This window comes from Pseudidiomarina tainanensis, assembly GCF_004214835.1.
Classification (GTDB): domain Bacteria; phylum Pseudomonadota; class Gammaproteobacteria; order Enterobacterales; family Alteromonadaceae; genus Pseudidiomarina; species Pseudidiomarina tainanensis.
In genome coordinates, this window is record NZ_PIQJ01000001.1 from 762,531 (window position 1) to 782,813 (window position 20,283).

Genomic DNA, 20,283 nt, shown 5'->3' on the forward strand with positions numbered 1-20,283 from the left:
AGGTTGTCGTTGCATGTGTGGCATTGTTGGAATTGTAGGTAAAGACCCAGTCAATCAAGCGTTGTATGACGGTTTAACGATGCTACAGCATCGTGGCCAAGATGCCGCCGGTATCATGACCGTTGATAACGGAACACTGCGTTTACGTAAGGCCAATGGTTTAGTGCGCGACGTGTTTCACACGCGCCATATGCACCGACTACAAGGCCGTATTGGGATTGGTCATGTTCGTTACCCAACGGCAGGCAGTTCAAGCTCTGCTGAAGCGCAGCCATTTTATGTGAATTCACCGTTTGGTATTGCGATGGCTCACAATGGTAACTTGACCAATGCACACGAGTTGCAAGAGCAACTGTTTGCCAAAGCGCGTCGCCACATTAACACTACCTCAGATTCAGAAATTCTGCTGAACGTGTTCGCCCACGAACTTTATCAGCAGGAGAGTTTGCACCTCACACCAGAAGATGTATTTGCAACTGTTGCGCGAGTGCACCGTCAAATTCGCGGTGCCTATGCCGTGGTTGCCATGATTATTGGTCATGGTATCGTTGCATTCCGCGACCCGTGGGGGATTCGTCCGTTGGTATTGGGTATGCGTGAAACGGCGAATGGCAACGAATACATTGTTGCGTCGGAGAGTGTTGCCGTTGATGGTACCGGGTTTAAATACGTTCGCGATGTAGAGCCAGGCGAAGCGATTTATATCAGCGAAGATGGGGAATTGTTCTCGCGTCAGTGTGCAGATAATCCGCAACATTGCCCATGTATTTTTGAATATGTTTACTTTGCTCGTCCTGATTCATTTATCGACAAAGTATCCGTGTATGCATCACGCGTGAACATGGGCCGTAAACTTGGCGAAAAAGTGAAACGCGACTACGCCGATTTAGATATCGATGTGGTGATTCCAATTCCAGAAACCAGCTGTGATATCGCTTTGGAAATGGCGAATGTGTTGGATTTACCGTATCGCCAAGGCTTTGTAAAAAATCGCTATATTGGTCGTACTTTTATTATGCCGGGACAAACCCAACGGCGTAAGTCAGTACGTCGCAAACTGAACGCGATTAGTGCTGAATTCCGTGGCAAAAATGTCTTGTTAGTCGACGACTCGATTGTACGTGGTACGACTTCTGAGCAAATCATTGAGATGGCTCGTGAAGCTGGTGCTAAGAAAGTTTATTTCGCCTCGGCCGCACCAGAGATTCGTTTCCCGAACGTTTACGGGATTGATATGCCAAGTGCGAACGAGTTAATTGGTCATGGTCGTGAAGCATCAGAAATCAACGACTTGATTAAAGCGGATGGTTTGATTTACCAAGAACTCGACGATTTGATTGCGGCAGTTCAGCAAGAAAATAAAGAGATCACGCGCTTTGAGACATCGGTATTTAACGGTGAGTATATCACTGGCGATATCAACCAAAGCTATTTGGATCGTCTTGATGCTGCGCGTAATGATGTTGCTCGCCATGGTAGCGATCAAAGCGAAGATGCCAATTTAGAGCTTCACAACGAAGACGAATAAGACAAGTCAGTCAGTCATAAAAAAAACGGACGCCAAGGCGTCCGTTTTTCGTTAGATAGCGATTAAAGCTGGAACGGATAGACTGAACCCAGTTTCAAAATCTGAGTCAGCTCATCAAGTGCAGTGCGTGATTCCATCAACAGCTGCGGATCACGTAAATCAGCGACACTGAGTTCATCACGATAGTGCTTATCAACCCACTGATTTAAACGAGCGAATAATTCGTCGTTCATAATAACCGCAGGATTAACCGCCGCTAATTCCGTGTCGTTTAACGCCACACGCAAACGTAAACATGCAGGGCCACCGCCGTTACGCATGCTTTGTTTGACATCAAAGTAGTGCACTTGGCGAATTGGTGTGTTACGTGTCACGAGCTCTGCTAAGTAGGCCGCAACGCGCGGATTTTCCTGGCACTCAGTTGGCGCAATAATCGCCATAGTGCCATCTTGCATGGTCAGCAGTTGGGTGTTGAATAAGTAGGTTTGTACGGCATCTTCAACTGAAACTTCAGACGTCTTAACTTCGACGAAGTGAACTGGTTCTTCGCCAAATTTACGTTGAATTTCGGCAAATTTCGCCTCGGTATCTAAAAACGCTTGTTCATGATAGAACATCACGTTTTGGTTACCCACAGCAATGACGTCGTTGTGAAAAACACCTTGATCAATCACCTCAGGGTTTTGCTGGATGTACACGGTATTGTCATCGCTTAAACCGTGTAATCGCGCAATGGCTTGCGACGCTTCAAAGGTTTGCCGTGCTGGGAATTTACGTGGCGCTGGCTTGCTACTGTCAAACGCATAGCGGCCAAAGGTAAACACTTCGACGCCAGCATGACCATAGTTACTACAAAGGCGCGTGTGGTTAGCGGCTCCCTCGTCACCAAAATGCTCGTTGTCTGGCAAATGCGTGTGGTGTGCAAAGTAGCGACTATTATTAAACATCGCTTGAAGAATGCGACCGCTAGTTGTCGGTTCTAATGAACGATGAAACTTGTTGGTTAAGTTTGCCGGCGTGAAATGAACTTTACCGTCGGCCGTATCGGCGCCTGGTGATACCGTTGCGGCATTTGCTGTCCACATGCTTGATGCTGAGCAAACAGCTTGAAAAATTTCAGGTGCTTGCTGCGCGGCTTTACTGAGTACGTCGGCGTCTGATCCGCTAAAGCCCAATCGGCGTAAGGTTGCAATATCAGGGCGCTCTTGCGGGGCTAACACACCTTGCACCATGCCCATATCATGCAACGCCTTCATTTTCGCAAGGCCTTGCTTCGCCGCAGATTTTGGGCTAGAGGTAGATTTAGCATTGCTTAATGAAGCAACGTTTCCGAACGACAGCCCGGCATAATTGTGGGTTGGGCCAACAAGGCCATCGAAATTAACTTCATAGTGGTGCATGCTCAAACAAACCTCCATTGCAGTTGCAAGCGTTGAATTGTTGGCTATTATACCCGCAAGTTGGTCTTGGCGTAAGGGCTGAACGCCTTGATTTTATTGGTCTGATGCACGTGTACGTGAATTCGTGCATAGATATAAAGCAAAAACGTATTTTTATGATTTTTGTTCAGGGTGGTTGTGTAGCGGCCGCAGAACAGATATATCTAAAAAAAGAATCCTACAAGCTTACGGATAAAAGAGAGTCGCATGGCAAAAGCGTTAGTTATTGTCGAGTCGCCCGCAAAAGCGAAGACAATTAATAAATATTTAGGGAATGATTTTGTGGTGAAGTCGAGCGTGGGTCACGTGCGCGACTTACCGACAAAATCAACCGCGACCGTCAAAACCAAGCCGCCGGCGGAAGTCCGCAAAATGTCGCCGGAGCAAAAAGAAGCCTACCGCCAAGAGCGCGAATTTCAGAAACTCGTTGCCCGTATGGGGATCGACCCGCAGCATGGCTGGGAAGCGCATTATGAAGTACTACCCGGTAAAGAAAAGGTTGTGGCTGAACTGAAGAAACTCGCAGCGAAAGCAGACGCTGTTTATCTCGCGACGGATTTGGACCGCGAAGGGGAGGCCATTGCGTGGCACCTGCGCGAACTGATTGGTGGCGATGACAGTCGATTCCAGCGGGTGGTGTTTAACGAAATCACCAAGAAGGCCATTCAAGACGCGTTTTCGAAACCGGCAGCTTTGAATATTGATCGGGTTAATGCGCAGCAAACGCGACGCTTCCTTGACCGTGTGGTCGGTTTCATGGTGTCGCCGTTGTTGTGGAAGAAAATAGCACGTGGCTTGTCAGCTGGCCGGGTGCAATCGGTTGCAGTGCGATTAGTGGTTGAGCGTGAGCGCGAGATTAAAGCATTTGTGCCTGAAGAATATTGGGACATTTACGCCGATTTAGCGACACAAAATAAAGATGAATTGCGTATGCAGGTGCAAAAGCACCTCGGCAAGACCTTTAAAGCGAACGATAAGGCAGCTGCCGACGCCGCTGTGGCTACATTGAAGGGTGCCCAATACAAAGTCATTGATCGCGAAGATAAACCGACTAGCAGCCGTCCCTCGGCGCCATTCATTACGTCAACCTTGCAGCAAGCCGCGAGCACGCGGTTGGGCTTCGGGGTGAAAAAGACGATGATGTTGGCACAGCGCTTGTACGAAGCCGGTCATATTACCTACATGCGTACCGACTCAACGAACTTGAGCCAAGAGGCTGTCGCGAACTGTCGTGACTACATTGGCAAGAACTATGGCGCAGATTATTTGCCAGCGAAACCGAATGTTTACGGCTCGAAGCAAAACGCCCAAGAAGCGCACGAAGCGATTCGTCCTTCTAGTGTCGGCGTGAAGTCTGAAAGCTTGCGTGATATGGAACGCGATGCGCAGCGTTTATACGAATTAATTTGGCGTCAATTTGTGGCGTGTCAAATGACGCCTGCACAATACGATGCCACCACCATTTCAGTGCAAGCCGCAGATTACGAACTCCGTGCACGTGGTCGAGTATTGCGCTTCCCGGGCTGGACCAAAGTACAACCACCGGCTGGCTCGAAGAATAGCGAAGATGCAACGTTGCCAGACGTGAAAACCGGTGAAATATTAGCGTTGCAGCAACTTGACCCGCAACAGCACTTCACTAAACCGCCAGCGCGTTTCAGTGAAGCATCGTTGGTCAAAGAGCTTGAAAAGCGCGGCATTGGCCGTCCTTCAACCTACGCTTCGATTATTTCAACCATTCAAGACCGTGGCTATGTGCGCGTTGACAGTCGCCGCTTTTACGCCGAGAAAATGGGTGAAATCGTTAATGATCGCTTGGTCGATAACTTCCCGCGTTTGTTGAACTACAGCTTCACTGCTGAAATGGAGCAGGCGCTGGATGAAATCGCTGAAGGTAAACGGAACTGGAAAGCAACGCTAGACAAGTTCTACGAAGATTTCAGTGCGAAATTGCAACAAGCAGAGATGCCCCCTGAAGAAGGCGGCATGCGTCCGAACCAAATGGTGCTGACCGACATTAAATGTCCGAAGTGCGGTCGCCCGATGGGTATTCGCACCGCGTCAACGGGTGTGTTCTTGGGTTGTTCAGGTTACGAATTGCCGCCAAAAGAGCGCTGCACACAAACTATGAACCTGTTGCCAGGTGAAGAAGCGGTGCGCGTTAAAGATGACGACGATGAAGCGGAAACCATAGCATTGCGGGCGAAAAAACGTTGCCCGAAATGTGGCACCGCGATGGATAGCTACTTGATTGACCAAGAGCGCAAGCTTCACGTGTGCGGTAACAATCCAGCATGTGACGGCTTTGTGGTTGAACAGGGCGAGTTCCGCATTAAAGGTTACGATGGTCCGATACTTGAATGTGACCGTTGTGGCAGTGAGATGCAGCTCAAAACGGGCCGTTTTGGTAAGTATTTTGACTGTACTAACAGCGAGTGCAAAAACACCCGTAAGCTGTTGAAAAACGGTCAACCGGCGCCACCAAAAGAAGATCCTGTGCCGTTCCCTGAGCTACCGTGTGAAGACTCAAACGCCTATTTTGTTTTGCGCGATGGCGCTTCAGGTGTGTTCTTGTCAGCAAATACCTTCCCGCGATCACGTGAAACTCGAGCGGTGAAAGTGAGCGAGCTGAAACGCTTTAAAGATCGCATTCCAAGCAAGTTTCATTATTTAACCGAAGCGCCTGAAAAAGACGATGACGGCAACGAAGCCATTGTACGTTACAGCCGCAAAAACAAAGAACAGTACGTGATTACCGAAGTAAACGGGAAAGCTACAGGCTGGCAAGCGTTCTACCGCGACGGTGAATGGGAAGTTCAAGAAGGTAAAAAACGTAAGTGATAATCGGCGCAGCAATGCGCCATCTCCGCCTTGTTAGCCGCCCATAGCTGGGCTAGATTAAAAGTCTACTGCGAAGGATCGCAGTGTGAGGTTAACAAGGAGGTTTTATGGTTGTTAAACCATGTCGGACGTCAGTCCATCGGTACGTCATCGCAAGCAGCTTAGCGCTGAGCTGCTTGTGGTCGACGTCAGTATTTGCAACGTCATGTCCGGTTTACCAATTTTCTGGTGTTACTGCGCTCACGCAACAGCAAACGCAACGACAAACAGAGCCAGAAACTCGCCAAGCCAAACAGCAACCTGCAAGAATGACCGATAGTCGTGCGAGCCAATTGGTATTGCATGAAGGTTTATTGCAGCCGCAACTAGAACAATTCCTGCGTAAAGAGTTTGCCGTCGAAACGATAGACTGGCGTGTATCTCCTCATTATCAATGGCCGACCAATTTCACCCTTAAAGCAAGCAATGCCGAGGCATTGTTAGAGCAAATTCTGGCGCCTTATACCTTTGTTGTCACGATGTTCGCTAATCATGCAGCGATTGTCAGTTATCGTTATGAGGTTGCGGAGGCGCTATGAAAGCACACCACGTCGTTGCTTTGCTCTGTTTCGGGCTTAGTAGCTGTTCTAGCTCTCAGCAGTTGGATCTGCAGCAACAGCACGAGCAAGCAAGTCAGCGGTTAGCAATTCTGCAAGAATTAGAGCCCGAGTCGGAGCATGTTCGTTTTAAGCAACAGCTCTATGTTCCGCCGTTGTCGCGAAGTACAGCGCGTTTGCCGGCATGGAGTGCCCAGCCGGTGACACTTTCAGCCCAAGGTTTAGCAGCTGGAACATTAATATCCAAAGCATTAGAACCGCATGGTGTTGTGCCGTATTTCGATAGTGAAACGTTAGCGCAACAACCGGTGCATATGCAGTTTTCCGGTTCGCTTGCTGAGCTATTGCAACGTATGGCGAGTCGTTATCGATGGCATTTGGAGTGGCGGGATGAGCTCCTATTTATTCGCGAATTTGAAGTGGCCGAGTTCGATGTCGCGTTTATTGCCGGAGATACCAGTTACTTTTTAGGGAGCCGAGATCAACAACAACAAGGGCAAGCAGCTGCATCTGATTTTGCTCAAGCAAATGTCGTTACTCGACAAAGCGAACAATATCTAAATTTTAGTAATGAGAAGCTATCCGTTTGGGCTGATTTAGAACAAGCACTAAGTTTGCTGTTATCCGAGGAAGGTCGGTTGACGGTTAATCAGAGCTCGACATCGGTGCTAGTGCGCGACTATCCACATCATGTAGCTCAGGTGAAAAATTATCTACAACAACAAAATGAACGGTTGACGCGTCAAGTCGCCATTGATGTACAAATTTTAGAAGTCACATTCAATGACACGCAGCAGTTTGCGATTGACTGGGATGCGGTTCTTAAAACAGCAGGTGGTGAGGGTGTTTTAGGATTTGCCTCGGCACAACTCAGTGCGCTCAGCGGTGGTCAGGTTTTATGGCAGCAACAACAAGGACGAGCTGCTGGCTCTCAGATATTAATCGACGCATTGCAGCAACAAGGACTCGTTCAGATCAGTAACCACCCTCGTATTGTCAGTTTAAATAATCAGATAGCGCGAATTGTTCTCGAAGATAATGCAACTTATCTTGCCGCAGCAGGCTCGGCTGCAACAGCCAACGTGGGACGCGCTGATGTATTGCAACCAGGTGTCGTTACCACCGGTTTTGAATTGTATTTATTGCCAAATATTCGTGCCAACGAAGTGATTCTGCAGTTATCAACTGAGCTCTCTGATCTGGAGCGAATTGATGAGGTTCGCTCTGGCACTCAGATGATTCAAACACCGCATACCAATCGTAAAAAGTTTTTTATGAAGGCGCTGGTTGCACATGATCAAACGCTGTTAATGAGTGGCCTTAAAAACCAACGTAATGCCGCCTTAAAACAGCAAAGCTGGTGGAGCTTGCTACTTGGTGGGCGCAATGAACAGCAACAACGCCACAGTGAGACATTGGTATTGCTTACACCTCATATCATTAGTCGAGAGGTGCGCTAATGATTGATTGGTGTGTGACAGCTTGGCGACAACAATCATCGCAACGCGATCAAATTCTTACTTGGCTTGCAGAAGCTAGAAGACTTGGATTTGAACAGTATGGCTTGGTGAAGCAAGGCAATCATTATTGGCTCTGTTGCTGTAATTACGCGAAATCTGATCTCGCTATACATGTACGAGACCACGTTAGATTGAGTAAAGCGGTGTTTGTGCAGTTGGAAGGGAATCAACTTATTTGTGTCGCCTGGAACGGCGATACGTTGCTTGGAGCCAGTCAATTTAACGCGGATGCACTGGGTATCAAAAGTCTTACTACAATTGCCAAACATTGGTTTTCAACTGATGGGATGAGTTGCCCTTTGGTATTCGGGGGGGCTCATTCACGACAAATTTTAGAAACAGTAATTAGCGCCGACATCATCGTCAAAGATATGCCTGAAATTGACTTTAGCTCATGTTCACGGCGTGCCAGATTACGTTCGATTCGCCGGTCACCTATTTGGTTGAGGCGTCGTGTGATTATTATCGCGATGATTTTTGCGCTAATCAGTGCGGTCATTACGAGTTGGGTATATTGGCCAGCACAAGTAAAGGTCGCGACAGCGCCAAAGCCGACAATAGTTAAACCGGTAGAACATCTTAGACCGCACTGGTCGCCGAGCCACTTGCGCCACCTAAACGATTTGCTTGCCAGTGTGAGTTATTTAGCCGGCTGGCAGGTTCAACGTTGGCAACTTTCTGAATTCGGCGAGGAACTATGGCTTCAGTCTACTTATGGTTCACAGCAAGATTTATTTGCTCAACTTCCAAATGCTGCAGATTGGCGTTTGCGCAGAAGTGGTAACGCGGTTTATGTGGAACGCGAACTACCAACGGTGCAGAGCCAAGCGCTGAGTCGCAATGCTGTTGCAGTAAATTTAGAGCAATTTGATTTTGTGATAACTCGTAGCGAATCTGGACTGAAAATAGAACATGCTGCGTTTGATCCAACTGATGCAAACCAATGGGACGCATTGTTGAACTGGTTAATTCAACATGCTGATTCGACTCAATTAGTCTCAGCCGAGGCTGAGGCGAGCGGTTATTTTTGGTCACTATCACTACAACTTGAGCAGATTTCGCAAGGAGCGCGATTATGATTTGGACACTTTCTGTTCTGTTAGCTACGACTGCTACATTCGATAGCAACGATACTATCCAAAAGCTAAGAATAAGTGAGCTTAAGGAACGGCTCGCTCAAACTGAAGCAAAACGGTTGCAACTTGAACTGCAAATCGCCAAAGCAAAACATGCCATCGATGAATTGAATCCCGCACCTGAGGAAAAATCAGAGATTGCCGATGAGTTAGCGCGTTATCAGTTAGTGGGAATCGTTGCGATTGCAGACAAAACTCATGTGGTTTTGCGCAAAGGCGATGAATTGATTCGTTTGCTGAATGGCGTGCAAGGTGCCATGAGTCTTATCGCGGAAGTACAACCAGGCAAGGTAAGAATTTCTCGGTTTGGGCATTTTCGCGATTTACCACTGACAGAACGGTGGTAGGTATGTATCAATTGAACGATGAAACGCTCACTGGTTTATCAGCGAGTCAAACGAGTCTCTCGCTGTGCTCCGCCGTCAGCGATCAGTACATGCAAGATGATGTCGCGGTATTGATAAGTGTTGAGGGTGCTCTTATCGCGAGCTTGCCGGCATGGCAACATCACTTTATGACCTTGATGAATATTGTGACGCAAGCGAATCTTAACGGTGAAGTCGTTACACAATGGTGTCTTGCTAATGCTCGTTCGATTCGCAATTTATTGCATGATGCCACCGCCCATGAACTGCAGTCGGCACATGTTGAAACCGTTGAGCTGGATCACACCCGCGCACAGCAATCATTGGAAGATCTAGTGCAGCAGGCCTTGGTTTTGCAGGCATCGGATATTCACCTACTTTTTTCTCCAACACATGCGGCGCTATCGTTTCGTGTACATGGTCGTTTGGTTGGCAAGGTTGAGCGTAACCGAGAGTCGATGGCGGGGGCTATTGCCGCCGCGTTGAATACGCGCTCTGAGGATTTTCATGAGCTATTTGATGAGCAACGCTTATCGAGTGCCAGTATTTCCTTGTCGGTATTAGACAACGATAGCTTTCAGCGTATTCGCTTGCGTGTACAGAAGTCACCCACTCGCAATGGCTTTGCGGTAACTATGCGCTTGCAGCGAGAGCAGAGCAAAATATTGCGCTTACACGAACTTGGCTTAAGTGCGGATGTTGTTAATCGACTCCAAGCCATTTTGAGAGAACCATCCGGACTATTGATTATTGCTGGGCCAACAGGACAGGGGAAAACAACTACTTTGGCAGCTTTAAACGCCGAAATACCGACAACTGCAAAGGTCATTTCGTTAGAGGACCCAATTGAAATCATTCAGCCTCAGATTGAGCAAAAACCCGTTATTGCGGAACATCATGAGCTGAACTTTGCGAATATGGTAAAAGTCGCCTTGCGTGAAGATCCCGATGTGATTTCAATAAGCGAAATTCGTGATGAGGCAACAGCCAAAGCTGCTTTCACCGCAGCGTTAACTGGGCATTTGGTAACTGCAACGGTGCATGCTCACGATACATTTGGTGTGTTAAGTCGATTACTCGATCTCGGGCTATCACCAGAATCATTAGCGCAGTTTGGCGTTGTGCGGGGAATTTTGGCGCAACGATTAGTTGCGAATATTTGTATCGATTGCGAAGGCACCGATCGTGGCTGCCCGCGTTGCCATGGGGTAGGAGTTATCGGGCGTCGCATTGTCAGTGAGTATTTACCCATTGACAATAATATTCGACAAGCATTACTAGCAAAGCAGTTTGAAAATTGTCGCAGCGAACTCATAGCGCAGGGCTGGCAGACACTTGATGAGCAATTATTAGGTGCTCAAGAATGCATTTGAGTAGACAACGTCAATTAGCATTTCTTGAAGATTTCGCCCTCGCCTTAGGTGATGGGTTAAGTCCATTACAGTGTTGCCAAGACCTTTTAGTGAATGCACGTAAACTTAGATTACGCCAAGAAGAATTGATTGCTGCTCACTTAATCCGGCAGCTTAGTCACGGCCGAGCACTCGGAACATCCCTACAAGAATGGTTTGCTCATGATCTCGTTATGTTGGTTGCGGTTGGTGAAAATAGTGGGGTATTAGAGCAACTATTACAGCAACATCGACTTTTTGAAGTGGAGCGACAGGCAGCTTGGCGCGAGTTTTGGAAACCTCTGCTGTATCCAATTGCGATGATGATTTTAGCATTTGGCGCTAGTTTATTTATCGGGCGCGGAGTCATTCCAAAACTAGCTAAATCGCTACCTAAATCTGATTGGCCGGAATTGAGCCAGTGGCTGTTGGTTTTGACGCATAGTCTTTGGCTACCAATTTTGGTGAGTGGCGTGATCATCATATTTATTCTTGTTTGGGGACCGCCAGGGGTTATTCGTTTCAAATGGTCTTGGTGTCGTTGGCTAGCAGGTTGCGGCGCGTTCATGATTCAGCGTTACTTCCATGCGGTCTTACTTCTGCAGACGCTAACCGTTCTCCTCCAATCAGGAAGTAATCTTGATAAATCGTTGGCCGCTATGCAACGTTACGGTAGTCAAGAGCTCAACTATTATTTTAGTTTTATGCGCCAGCAGCTTGCCGAAGGAGAGAGAAAATTAGAGCGAATTTTTGCAAGTGGATTACTCTCGCCGCGTATGCTCTTTCGCTTGGGTAATGGTAGCCGTAATGCGACGGAGCACGGCACTCTATTGCGTGTTGCAGGTTATGCTTCTCGTGATGCTTTGCAGGCCTTAAGGCGGTTGCGAAGTGCTTTACAAGCTTTTTGTTACAGCCTTATTTTTGCTTTGTTGATTATTGTGCTTGGAGGTATGGGCAGCATGTTAATGGCAATAACACAACAAAGTATCGTTTGACCTATAACTTTTAAATTTTTTCACAAAACAACGGAGTGTTAATTATGCAATCTCAAAAAGGATTTACTTTTATCGAAGTGCTGACGGTACTTTCAATTATTGCGCTTGCCACCATTGGTTCATTGGCCTTACGAGACTGGGCGGTGGGCAACTCGCGCATTAGCGAGGCCAAAAGTCAGATTATTACTATTCAATCTGGCGCCCAGCTTTGGCGCCCTCGAACCGGTGACTTAACCGGTATTAGCATGAGTGCAATGTCTAGTATTGCGGCTGTACCTGAAATTTGGGGAGCAGGGAGCAGCATTAACCCCTGGGGCGGTGATATCGCAATTGCTGTTGATGGCACCGATACGTCGGTTTATGTCATTACTGTAAGCGGTATTGAGCAAGCTGCAGAGGGCGCTCGTTTAGCTTATGACTTTACTGATTATGCGATTTCTAGCACCTTCTCCGGTGATACATTAACACTGCGTTTTCAAGGATAGATGACTGTGAAGTGGGTCAAGTCGCGCGGATTTATGCTGCTGGAATCGACCGTTGGCATAGCTATTCTGGCGGTGTTTATAGCGAGTATGGGGGTGATGCTTCCCAGTTTAAACACCGCAATTAAGTCGTATGACAACGGTGCATGGATTAATCATCGTTTGATAAAACAAAGATTAGACACGCAACTTTCTCAGTATCACAAGTTTGCAGATGCAATGTAGATACTGCATGGAGGCATTATGAGACAACAAGGATTTGTCATGCTCGAGGTAATTACGGCGGTGGTGATTGTTAGCTCTTTATTATTAATGATTAATCAAGCATGGTTGTTCAAATCATCGCAGCAACAGCGGCAGGGATGGCTTGTAGACGCCGAGCAAGTCAACCTTGCGGCTAGTGATTTTTGGGCCGAAAACGGTGCACCCCCGGCTACCACTCGTGATCTCTTTACTGAACAAGAGCTCGCTATATTGCGTTTCCCATGGCATCAAGAATGGCAGTTTACGCTTGGAGAAAATTGGCTTGAATTAAGTGTTAGCGCCCCCTCATTAGATCAGGCGCAATGGTTCGTGCGACAGATTGCGGGAGCATTCGTTCGTGGCAACGAGGTTGTTATGCCGGTGTGGCAGCCGCGTCCGAGTAATGCCACCAATGAAGATTATTTGCATCGATTAGAACAAACTGATGCCCCTCATCTTAATACAATGGCAACCGACTTAGATATGGGCCAATTCGATATTATTGACATCAATAATTTAGATACCCAACGGCTAACCGTCGAGACTATCAGAGCTGATGAATTAGAGGCAACGTCAGTGAAAACGACAGAACTAATTGTCACAACAGTCTATGCTCAGGACGTTATTACACCCACAACAAGTTTACAGGAAGTATCAGATCGACTTGCTGAATATATTCAACTGTGGAAGCAATGTGAACTTCAAGGCAAATGCAGTTAGAAAAAGTCGGTATCATGCGTATCAATGTGGCGCTGTCTCTGTAGAAGCTTTGATTATTTTGCCATTAATAACTTGGCTGATTATCGCAAGTCTGCAACTTGTTTGGATTTTCTGGGCGCAACATACATTGCATCAAACAAGCCACTACGTGCTACGTGCAGGACAAATACAACACGGTAGTAAAAGCAAAATGTTGAATGTGTTGGCAACCGGTATGGCGAGCACTAAATTGCAATGGCATGATAAAGACTCAACTACTGAGCTAGAAAGCTTAAGAGAACACGTATGGAAAGCGACATTAGAGACTTTAATCCATGCAAAACTCGCCGCTAAAATTATTGTTCACAGCCCTGATGATGCTGCGTTTAAAAATTATTCTGAGCGGCGCTTTGATCTGAGATTAAACAACTGGGTGACTGAAGTTTCAATTGATCATGCTATTGAGCGAGCTAAAAACAGCGACGATCCAGCAGCTTGGCTTGACGCACGTCAGCTTGATATTGAAATTTGGTGGTGTTTGCCACTTGAGATACCTTTTGTTGCAAGTGCATTACAAAACTGGCATCAGTTGATGAATAGCGAAGCGCAGCGTTTTTGCCGATTGCGTGAGACGATTATTGGCAAACCGCTCTGGCCCCTGATAACGCGGCGTAAAGGACCGATGCTATCAGGGTTTAGAACAACAGAGTAGAGAGCTTACTTTAAAGGCGCGTGCCAAGTATCACACGCCTGCAAGGTATTCTGCATGAGTGTGGCTACGGTCATTGGGCCAACACCGCCTGGTACTGGCGTTATGTACGATGCGCGTTGCTCTGCAGCATCAAATTCAATATCACCAACGAGTTTTCCAGAAGGCAAACGGTTAATACCGACATCAATCACAACGGCGCCAGGTTTTACCCACTCGCCAGGAATAAAGTTGGGCTTACCAACAGCAACCACAAGCACATCAGCGCCTTGCACGTGTTCTTTAAGGTCATTGGTGAAGCGGTGACAAACGGTTGTAGTGGCACCGGCAAGCAATAATTCCAAACTCATGGGACGACCGACGATATTGGAAGCACCAACGACCACGGCGTTTTTACCGTGTAAGTCTAAGCCAATGGAATCGAGTAGGGTGATGACACCGCGCGGCGTACATGGGCGTAATGCGGGATTCCGCTGCGCTAAGCGGCCCATGTTGAACGGGTGGAAACCGTCAACGTCTTTAAATGGATTAATGCGCTCGAGAATCGCTTGAGCGTCCAAGCCTTGAGGTAACGGCAATTGCACCAAAATGCCATCGACTTCGGCATCTTCATTCAACTGGTCAATGAGTGCTTCTAGTTCAGCTTGGCTTGTGCTTGCTGGTAAATCGAAAGCTTTAGAGACAATACCAACTTCTTTACAGGCGTTACGCTTACTGCCAACGTATACAGCTGAGGCTGGGTCTTCGCCGACCATGACAACGGCAAGCCCGGGTGCACGAGCTCCGGCGGCAAGGCGTTTGGCAACTCCTTGTTTTACTTCATCACGAACTTGTTGAGCTACTTGTTTACCATCAATACGTTGCGCAGTCATTGCTTTGAGCACCTTATTCGGTTGAATGCTGATATGTCGAGTTCATGGGCTGCTATTTTCGCATGTTTTTTGCTAAGGTTGTAGCGTCTATTCAGGGGGGACTGAAATACAAAATGAATAAATTTCAGTCAGCCTGTTGGTATTTTCAGCAGTCAGACATTTTGGGCAAAAAAATGTTTGACGCGTTACGGCCCAACAGGTAATATTCGCCCCCGTTGTCAGGCCGCGTCCTGCACGGGATTTTAAAGACTTATAAGAAGTATGTCGGCGAGTAGCGCAGCTTGGTAGCGCACTTGTTTTGGGTACAAGGGGTCGCTGGTTCGAATCCAGTCTCGCCGACCATTTCTTAAAAGTGCGAATTGCGCCCGTAGCTCAGCTGGATAGAGCAACGGCCTTCTAAGCCGTCGGTCGCAGGTTCGAATCCTGCCGGGTGCGCCATTAAAGCCCTGGCACAATTTATGAAGTGGTGGCTGTAGCTCAGTTGGTAGAGCCCCGGATTGTGATTCCGGTTGTCGTGGGTTCAAGTCCCATCAGCCACCCCATTTCTCTGCTTTATCAGCAACATTTCAAAATTCTGAAGTCGGCGAGTAGCGCAGCTTGGTAGCGCACTTGTTTTGGGTACAAGGGGTCGCTGGTTCGAATCCAGTCTCGCCGACCATTCTCTTCTCGATATCATTAGCGCTGCGTTTTGTCGCATAGTTCTTTACAGTGCATAGATTTTTACCGAGATTTGCGTATAATTTCAGCATCTGTATAAAAAATGCTACAAGCTATAACAACTATAAGAGCTTTATACATGCTAGAGAATCCGTCCAAGCAATCCACGACTGCACCTGCATCTTCTACAGAGGAAGGTTTTGGGTTGATGATCTCGGTCATCAGCATGCAATTGATAAATTCCACTCCCGATCAAAGTCAGACGCATATCGAGCACGCACTCGCACTTTTAGGTCGCGGGGGAAGTAAAGATCGTTGCTATGTGTTTGAGTTTTCACCCGATCATTTGAGTATGTCGAATACCTATGAGTGGACCAACGACGGTATTCAAGCACACAAACCTGAACTGCAAAACATTCCTGCGGAAACTATGCCGTATTTTTTTGAGCGCATGTGTCACGATGGTCAAATCCTAGTCGATGACGCCAAATTATTGCCGGAAGAAGCCGGTGGTTTTCGTGATGAGCTGTTGCGTGAAAATATCCGCTCAATGATGGCCGTTGGCATGTACATGGAAGGTAAGCTGGTTGGTTTTGTTGGTTGTGATTTGGTGAATCGACAGACGCAATGGTTAGAGCGCGATATCCGTCATATGCGCTTAGTTGCAGATATGATTGCCAATACCATTGCGCGCCATAAAACCGAAGAACAATTGCGTGCCACCGAAGCGCAGCTGTTGGAAGCCAACGCAAAATTAGCCCAGTTAGCTCGGCAAGATAGTCTGACCGGTTTAGTGAATCGACGTGGCTTAGATGAATGTCTTGAGCATGAATTACGTCGGGCGATTCGGGCGCAACATCCATTGACCTTGTTGATGGTGGACGTCGATTTCTTTAAACGCCTGAACGATGAACACGGTCACTTGCATGGCGACGAAGTGCTCAAGGCTGTTGGCCAAATTTTACAACGTCATTTCAAACGCACCGGTGAGTATGTGGCGCGGTTTGGTGGCGATGAATTTATGGTTGTTTGTCCGCAATCAGAACTTGACGAATTAACCACGCAAGCCAAAAAAGTACTCGCTCGTGTACGCTTACTCGAGCAGCAACTAGGTAGCAGTGTCACAGTGAGTATCGGCGTTCATTCCGCCATACCGAAGCCACAAACCAGCACCGATGATTTAATGCGCGAAGTTGATGTCGCGGTGTATTTCGCCAAACAATGCGGTCGTAATCGTATTGAAGTAAACCCCAAGGCCCAAGGCAATCTCGCAACCAGCTAAGGCGCTGTCAGGAGCGCCGTATTCGCGTTGGTATTGAGTAATCGCCGCAAAAATGTCCGTTGCTACTCGACGTAGGCCCATGGCTTCGCTATAATGCGGCGTCATTTTGAAGGGCCCCGTTGGTAGTGGGCTCAGGCCAATAGTGAAGCCGAGGTAACAAAGCAATGCAGGTTTCTGTAAAGACAACCCAAGGATTAGAGCGTCGCGCCACGATCACCGTGCCAGCTGACGTTATCGAAAACGAAGTCAAGCGTCTGTTAAAAGACGAGTACCGTAACCGTCGTATCAACGGTTTCCGTAAAGGCAAAGTTCCACCAAATGTTTTGCAGAAGTTATATGGCAAAGAAGCACGTGCTCGTGCGGCGTCAAACCTTATGCAAAGCAAATACTTCGAAGCGATGATGCAGGAAAAAATCAACCCAGTGGGTATGCCTGCAATTGAGCCAAAAGTAAACGAAGAAGGCAAAGACCTTGAATTCGTAGCTACTTTCGAAGTGTATCCAGAAGTTAAAGTTGCGACTTTAGACAAGTTAGCTGTTGAAAAGCCAGATGTTGAAGTGACTGATAAAGATGTCGACAACATGTTGGAAACGCTACGCAAGCAACATGCAAGCTGGAAAGAAATTAAGCGTAAGTCGAAAAAAGGTGAGCGTATCACTATCGATTTCACTGGTTCAGTAGACGGTGAAGAATTCGAAGGTGGTAAAGCGACTGATTTCGCACTTGAGCTTGGCGAAGGCCGTATGATTCCTGGTTTTGAAGACCAAATTATTGGTATGAAAGCCGGCGAAGAAAAAACTATTACGGTAACCTTCCCGGAAGATTACCACGCTGAAAACCTGAAAGGTAAAGAAGCGCAGTTTGTGATTGTGGCGAAGAAAGTTGAAGAGCGTGACTTGCCAGAATTAACGGACGAATTCGTTTCTTTATTCGGTATCAAAGACGGCGGCGTTGACGCATTGAAAGCTGAAGTTCGCAAGAATATGGAACGTGAGCTGAAAAATGCGGTACAAAGCAAAGTGAAAGAGCAAGTGTTGAAAGGCTTAGTTGAGCAAAACGACGTCGACTTGCCAAAAGCGATGGTAGACCAAGAAATTGATGTGTTGCGTCGTCAAGCAATGCAGCGTTTCGGTGGTAACCAGGCACAATTGCCACAACTGCCAGCTGATTTGTTTGAAGAACAAGCAAAAGAGCGTGTGAAAGTTGGTTTGTTACTGGGCGAAGTCATTCGTGGTAACGAGTTGAAAGTTGACGAGAAGAAAGTCGACGAGATCATCGAGAACAACGCTTCTGCGTACGAAGATCCAGCTGAAGTTATCGCTTACTACAAAGGTAACGAAGAAATGATGCAACAGATTCGCAATGTTGCATTAGAAGAACAAGCGATTGAGTTCATTCTTGCGCAAGCAAAAGTTAAAGCGAAGAAAACTAGCTTTGACGAGTTGATGAACCCGAAAAAGTAAAACAGTTGCGAATACCGTCACAACAACGTTGACGGCATCGACTACAACTTGGTTTAATGGCTCGTATAACCTTATACGGGCCATTTTTATTTCAGGAGTCGTAAATTATGTCGGATATGGCGCTAGACCCAATGGCACAATTGGTGCCCATGGTAGTGGAACAGACAGCAAAAGGAGAGCGCTCGTACGATATCTACTCGCGCTTACTTAAAGAGCGCGTAATTTTCTGTTGTGGTCAGGTGGAAGACCACATGGCCAATTTGATTGTGGCTCAGCTATTATTCTTAGAATCAGATAATCCAGACAAAGATATCTATTTATACATTAACTCACCGGGCGGCGCGGTAACAGCAGGTATGGCGATTTATGATACCATGCGTTTTATCAAGCCGGATGTAAGCACCGTATGTATGGGCCAAGCGGCCAGCATGGGGGCATTCTTGTTAGCTGGTGGTGCGAAAGGTAAACGCTTCTGTTTACCAAATTCACGTGTGATGATTCACCAACCGTTAGGTGGCTTCCAAGGGCAGGCCTCTGATTTTGAAATTCATGCACGTCAGATTTTAGATATCAAAGACAAATTGAATCGGATGTTGGCGGAAAATACTGGAAAAGATCTTGAGCAAGTCGCTAAAGATACTGACCGCGATTACTTTATGTCTGCGGAAGAAGCCGTAAATTATGGTTTGGTTGACAAAGTATTGACGCAACGAGGCGGAGAATAGAATGACCGATAAAACTGAAGGTAATGGCGAAAAGCCGTTGTTTTGTACCTTCTGCGGAAAAAGTCAGCACGAGGTTCGCAAGTTAATTGCGGGGCCATCGGTATTTATTTGTGATGAATGTGTCGATTTGTGTAACGATATTCTGGAAGAAGAAATTCAGAATATAGCGCCGCAAGAAGAGCAAAAGAAATTACCAACTCCACACGAAATTCGCTCACACCTTGATGAGTACGTCATTGGGCAAGAAATGGCGAAGAAAGTGTTGGCGGTAGCGGTGTATAACCACTACAAGCGCTTGGCAAATAATGAAGCTAAGGGCAAAGATGAAGAAATGGTCGAACTTGGCAAGAGCAATATCTTGTTAATTGGCCCAACCGGTAGTGGTAAAACGTACCTTGCTGAAACCATGGCGCGCTTCTTAGACGTGCCGTTCACCATGGCTGATGCGACCACCTTAACCGAAGCTGGTTATGTTGGTGAAGACGTTGAAAATATTATTCAAAAGCTACTGCAAAAATGCGATTACGATGTTGAAAAGGCGCAACGTGGCATTGTCTATATTGACGAAATTGACAAGATTTCACGCAAGTCAGATAACCCATCGATCACGCGTGATGTTTCTGGCGAGGGCGTTCAACAAGCGTTGCTGAAACTGATTGAGGGAACTGTTGCCGCGGTGCCGCCACAAGGTGGTCGTAAGCACCCACAACAAGAGTTCCTGCAAGTTGATACGTCAAAGATTCTGTTTATTGCAGGCGGCGCATTTGCTGGGCTGGATAAAGTTATCGAGCAGCGCATTAGCGTGGGTAGCGGTATCGGTTTTGGTGCTGAAGTGAAAAGCAAGCAACCCAAAGCTGAGGGCGTCACGTTAACGCAAGTTGAACCAGAAGACTTGGTCAAATATGGTTTGATTCCTGAGTTCATTGGTCGTTTACCTGTATTGGCCACACTGACTGAGCTTGACGAAAATGCCTTAGTTCAAATCTTGCGCGAACCGAAAAATGCATTAACCAAACAGTACGGCGCATTGTTCAAAATGGAAGACGTTGAACTTGAGTTCCGTGAAGATGCATTGCGAGCCATTGCACGCAAAGCAATGTCGCGCAAAACGGGAGCACGTGGATTGCGCTCAATCGTTGAAGCCGTGTTACTTGACACCATGTACGATTTACCAACATTGGAAAATGTCAGTAAGGTCGTCATTGATGAATCGGTCATCAAAGGTGAGTCATCGCCGATATTAATTTATGCGAATCAACAGGATGAAAAGCACGCTTCAGGTGAATAAGTTGCTTGTTTAGCATGAAAATTGTGCAAAAAGGGCCTTTTAGGCCCTTTTT

General features: G+C 47.0%; 18 protein-coding genes and 4 tRNA genes. 20 read left to right on the forward strand and 2 right to left on the reverse strand.

The genetic code is table 11. The annotated features are described in order from the left end of the window. Window positions 1–13 precede the first annotated feature (13 nt). The gene (gene purF / locus CWI82_RS03655) at window positions 14–1,528 is read left to right on the forward strand and encodes an amidophosphoribosyltransferase (RefSeq protein ID WP_092855854.1); all 1,515 of its coding nucleotides are present in this window, start codon (window positions 14–16) and stop codon (window positions 1,526–1,528) included. 62 nt (window positions 1,529–1,590) lie between these two features. On the opposite strand, the gene astB is transcribed toward purF, so the two are convergent. Further along, complete coding sequence (astB, locus tag CWI82_RS03660; RefSeq protein WP_092855853.1) at window positions 1,591–2,928, reverse strand: N-succinylarginine dihydrolase; 1,338 nt, start codon at window positions 2,926–2,928, stop codon at window positions 1,591–1,593. A 246-nt stretch (window positions 2,929–3,174) separates the two neighbouring features. On the opposite strand from astB, the gene topA reads away from it, so the two are divergent. The 11 genes from topA to CWI82_RS03715 all read left to right on the forward strand — a co-directional run bounded on the left by topA (window position 3,175) and on the right by CWI82_RS03715 (window position 13,947). Then, window positions 3,175–5,808: a type I DNA topoisomerase gene (gene topA, locus CWI82_RS03665; protein ID WP_130202706.1), complete on the forward strand. Its 2,634-nt coding sequence runs from the start codon at window positions 3,175–3,177 to the stop codon at window positions 5,806–5,808. A gap of 107 nt (window positions 5,809–5,915) precedes the next feature. After that, on the forward strand, window positions 5,916–6,386 hold the full coding sequence (locus CWI82_RS03670; RefSeq protein ID WP_130202707.1) for a hypothetical protein: 471 nt from the start codon (window positions 5,916–5,918) through the stop codon (window positions 6,384–6,386). Next, window positions 6,383–7,864, forward strand: a complete 1,482-nt coding sequence (locus tag CWI82_RS03675) for a hypothetical protein (RefSeq protein ID WP_130202708.1) — start codon at window positions 6,383–6,385, stop codon at window positions 7,862–7,864. The genes CWI82_RS03670 and CWI82_RS03675 overlap by 4 nt, the downstream gene beginning before the upstream one ends. Further along, entirely contained in the window at window positions 7,864–9,003 is a 1,140-nt protein-coding gene (locus CWI82_RS03680) for a hypothetical protein (RefSeq protein WP_130202709.1), read from the forward strand. The genes CWI82_RS03675 and CWI82_RS03680 overlap by 1 nt, the downstream gene beginning before the upstream one ends. Then, window positions 9,000–9,407, forward strand: coding sequence for a hypothetical protein (locus tag CWI82_RS03685; protein WP_130202710.1), 408 nt, complete (start codon window positions 9,000–9,002; stop codon window positions 9,405–9,407). Before CWI82_RS03680 ends, CWI82_RS03685 begins: the two co-directional genes overlap by 4 nt. A gap of 2 nt (window positions 9,408–9,409) precedes the next feature. Further along, window positions 9,410–10,798, forward strand: a complete 1,389-nt coding sequence (locus CWI82_RS03690; protein ID WP_130202711.1) for a GspE/PulE family protein — start codon at window positions 9,410–9,412, stop codon at window positions 10,796–10,798. Beyond that, complete coding sequence (locus CWI82_RS03695; RefSeq protein ID WP_130202712.1) at window positions 10,789–11,811, forward strand: type II secretion system F family protein; 1,023 nt, start codon at window positions 10,789–10,791, stop codon at window positions 11,809–11,811. Before CWI82_RS03690 ends, CWI82_RS03695 begins: the two co-directional genes overlap by 10 nt. Before the next feature lie 44 nt (window positions 11,812–11,855). After that, window positions 11,856–12,296 (forward strand): type II secretion system protein, encoded by a 441-nt coding sequence (locus CWI82_RS03700; RefSeq protein ID WP_233340186.1) that lies wholly within the window; start codon window positions 11,856–11,858, stop codon window positions 12,294–12,296. Between the two features lie 6 nt (window positions 12,297–12,302). Further along, window positions 12,303–12,518, forward strand: a complete 216-nt coding sequence (locus CWI82_RS03705; RefSeq protein ID WP_130202713.1) for a hypothetical protein — start codon at window positions 12,303–12,305, stop codon at window positions 12,516–12,518. A gap of 18 nt (window positions 12,519–12,536) precedes the next feature. Next, window positions 12,537–13,256 (forward strand): type II secretion system protein, encoded by a 720-nt coding sequence (locus tag CWI82_RS03710; protein ID WP_130202714.1) that lies wholly within the window; start codon window positions 12,537–12,539, stop codon window positions 13,254–13,256. After that, window positions 13,231–13,947, forward strand: a complete 717-nt coding sequence (locus CWI82_RS03715; protein ID WP_130202715.1) for a TadE/TadG family type IV pilus assembly protein — start codon at window positions 13,231–13,233, stop codon at window positions 13,945–13,947. Before CWI82_RS03710 ends, CWI82_RS03715 begins: the two co-directional genes overlap by 26 nt. 5 nt (window positions 13,948–13,952) lie before the next feature. On the opposite strand, the gene folD is transcribed toward CWI82_RS03715, so the two are convergent. Further along, complete coding sequence (folD, locus tag CWI82_RS03720) at window positions 13,953–14,816, reverse strand: bifunctional methylenetetrahydrofolate dehydrogenase/methenyltetrahydrofolate cyclohydrolase FolD (RefSeq protein ID WP_130202716.1); 864 nt, start codon at window positions 14,814–14,816, stop codon at window positions 13,953–13,955. Window positions 14,817–15,081: 265 nt separating this feature from the next. Between folD and CWI82_RS03725 the strand changes: the two genes are divergently transcribed. From CWI82_RS03725 to clpX, 8 genes are all read left to right on the forward strand, one after another. Then, a tRNA-Pro gene (locus tag CWI82_RS03725) sits at window positions 15,082–15,158 on the forward strand. Between the two features lie 19 nt (window positions 15,159–15,177). Beyond that, window positions 15,178–15,254: transfer RNA gene (locus CWI82_RS03730), tRNA-Arg, on the forward strand. Window positions 15,255–15,282: 28 nt separating this feature from the next. Then, window positions 15,283–15,358: transfer RNA gene (locus CWI82_RS03735), tRNA-His, on the forward strand. Window positions 15,359–15,397: 39 nt separating this feature from the next. Further along, window positions 15,398–15,474 (forward strand) — tRNA-Pro (locus CWI82_RS03740). Window positions 15,475–15,612: 138 nt separating this feature from the next. Continuing rightward, on the forward strand, window positions 15,613–16,755 hold the full coding sequence (locus tag CWI82_RS03745; protein WP_165383872.1) for a GGDEF domain-containing protein: 1,143 nt from the start codon (window positions 15,613–15,615) through the stop codon (window positions 16,753–16,755). Window positions 16,756–16,919: 164 nt separating this feature from the next. Beyond that, a complete protein-coding gene (tig, locus tag CWI82_RS03750; protein ID WP_130202718.1) occupies window positions 16,920–18,218 on the forward strand; it encodes a trigger factor in 1,299 nt (432 codons plus the stop codon). Between the two features lie 107 nt (window positions 18,219–18,325). Beyond that, window positions 18,326–18,943, forward strand: coding sequence for an ATP-dependent Clp endopeptidase proteolytic subunit ClpP (clpP, locus tag CWI82_RS03755; protein WP_092855810.1), 618 nt, complete (start codon window positions 18,326–18,328; stop codon window positions 18,941–18,943). Window position 18,944: 1 nt separating this feature from the next. Continuing rightward, a complete protein-coding gene (gene clpX, locus CWI82_RS03760; RefSeq protein WP_092855809.1) occupies window positions 18,945–20,231 on the forward strand; it encodes an ATP-dependent protease ATP-binding subunit ClpX in 1,287 nt (428 codons plus the stop codon). The last annotated feature ends 52 nt before the right edge of the window (window positions 20,232–20,283 follow it).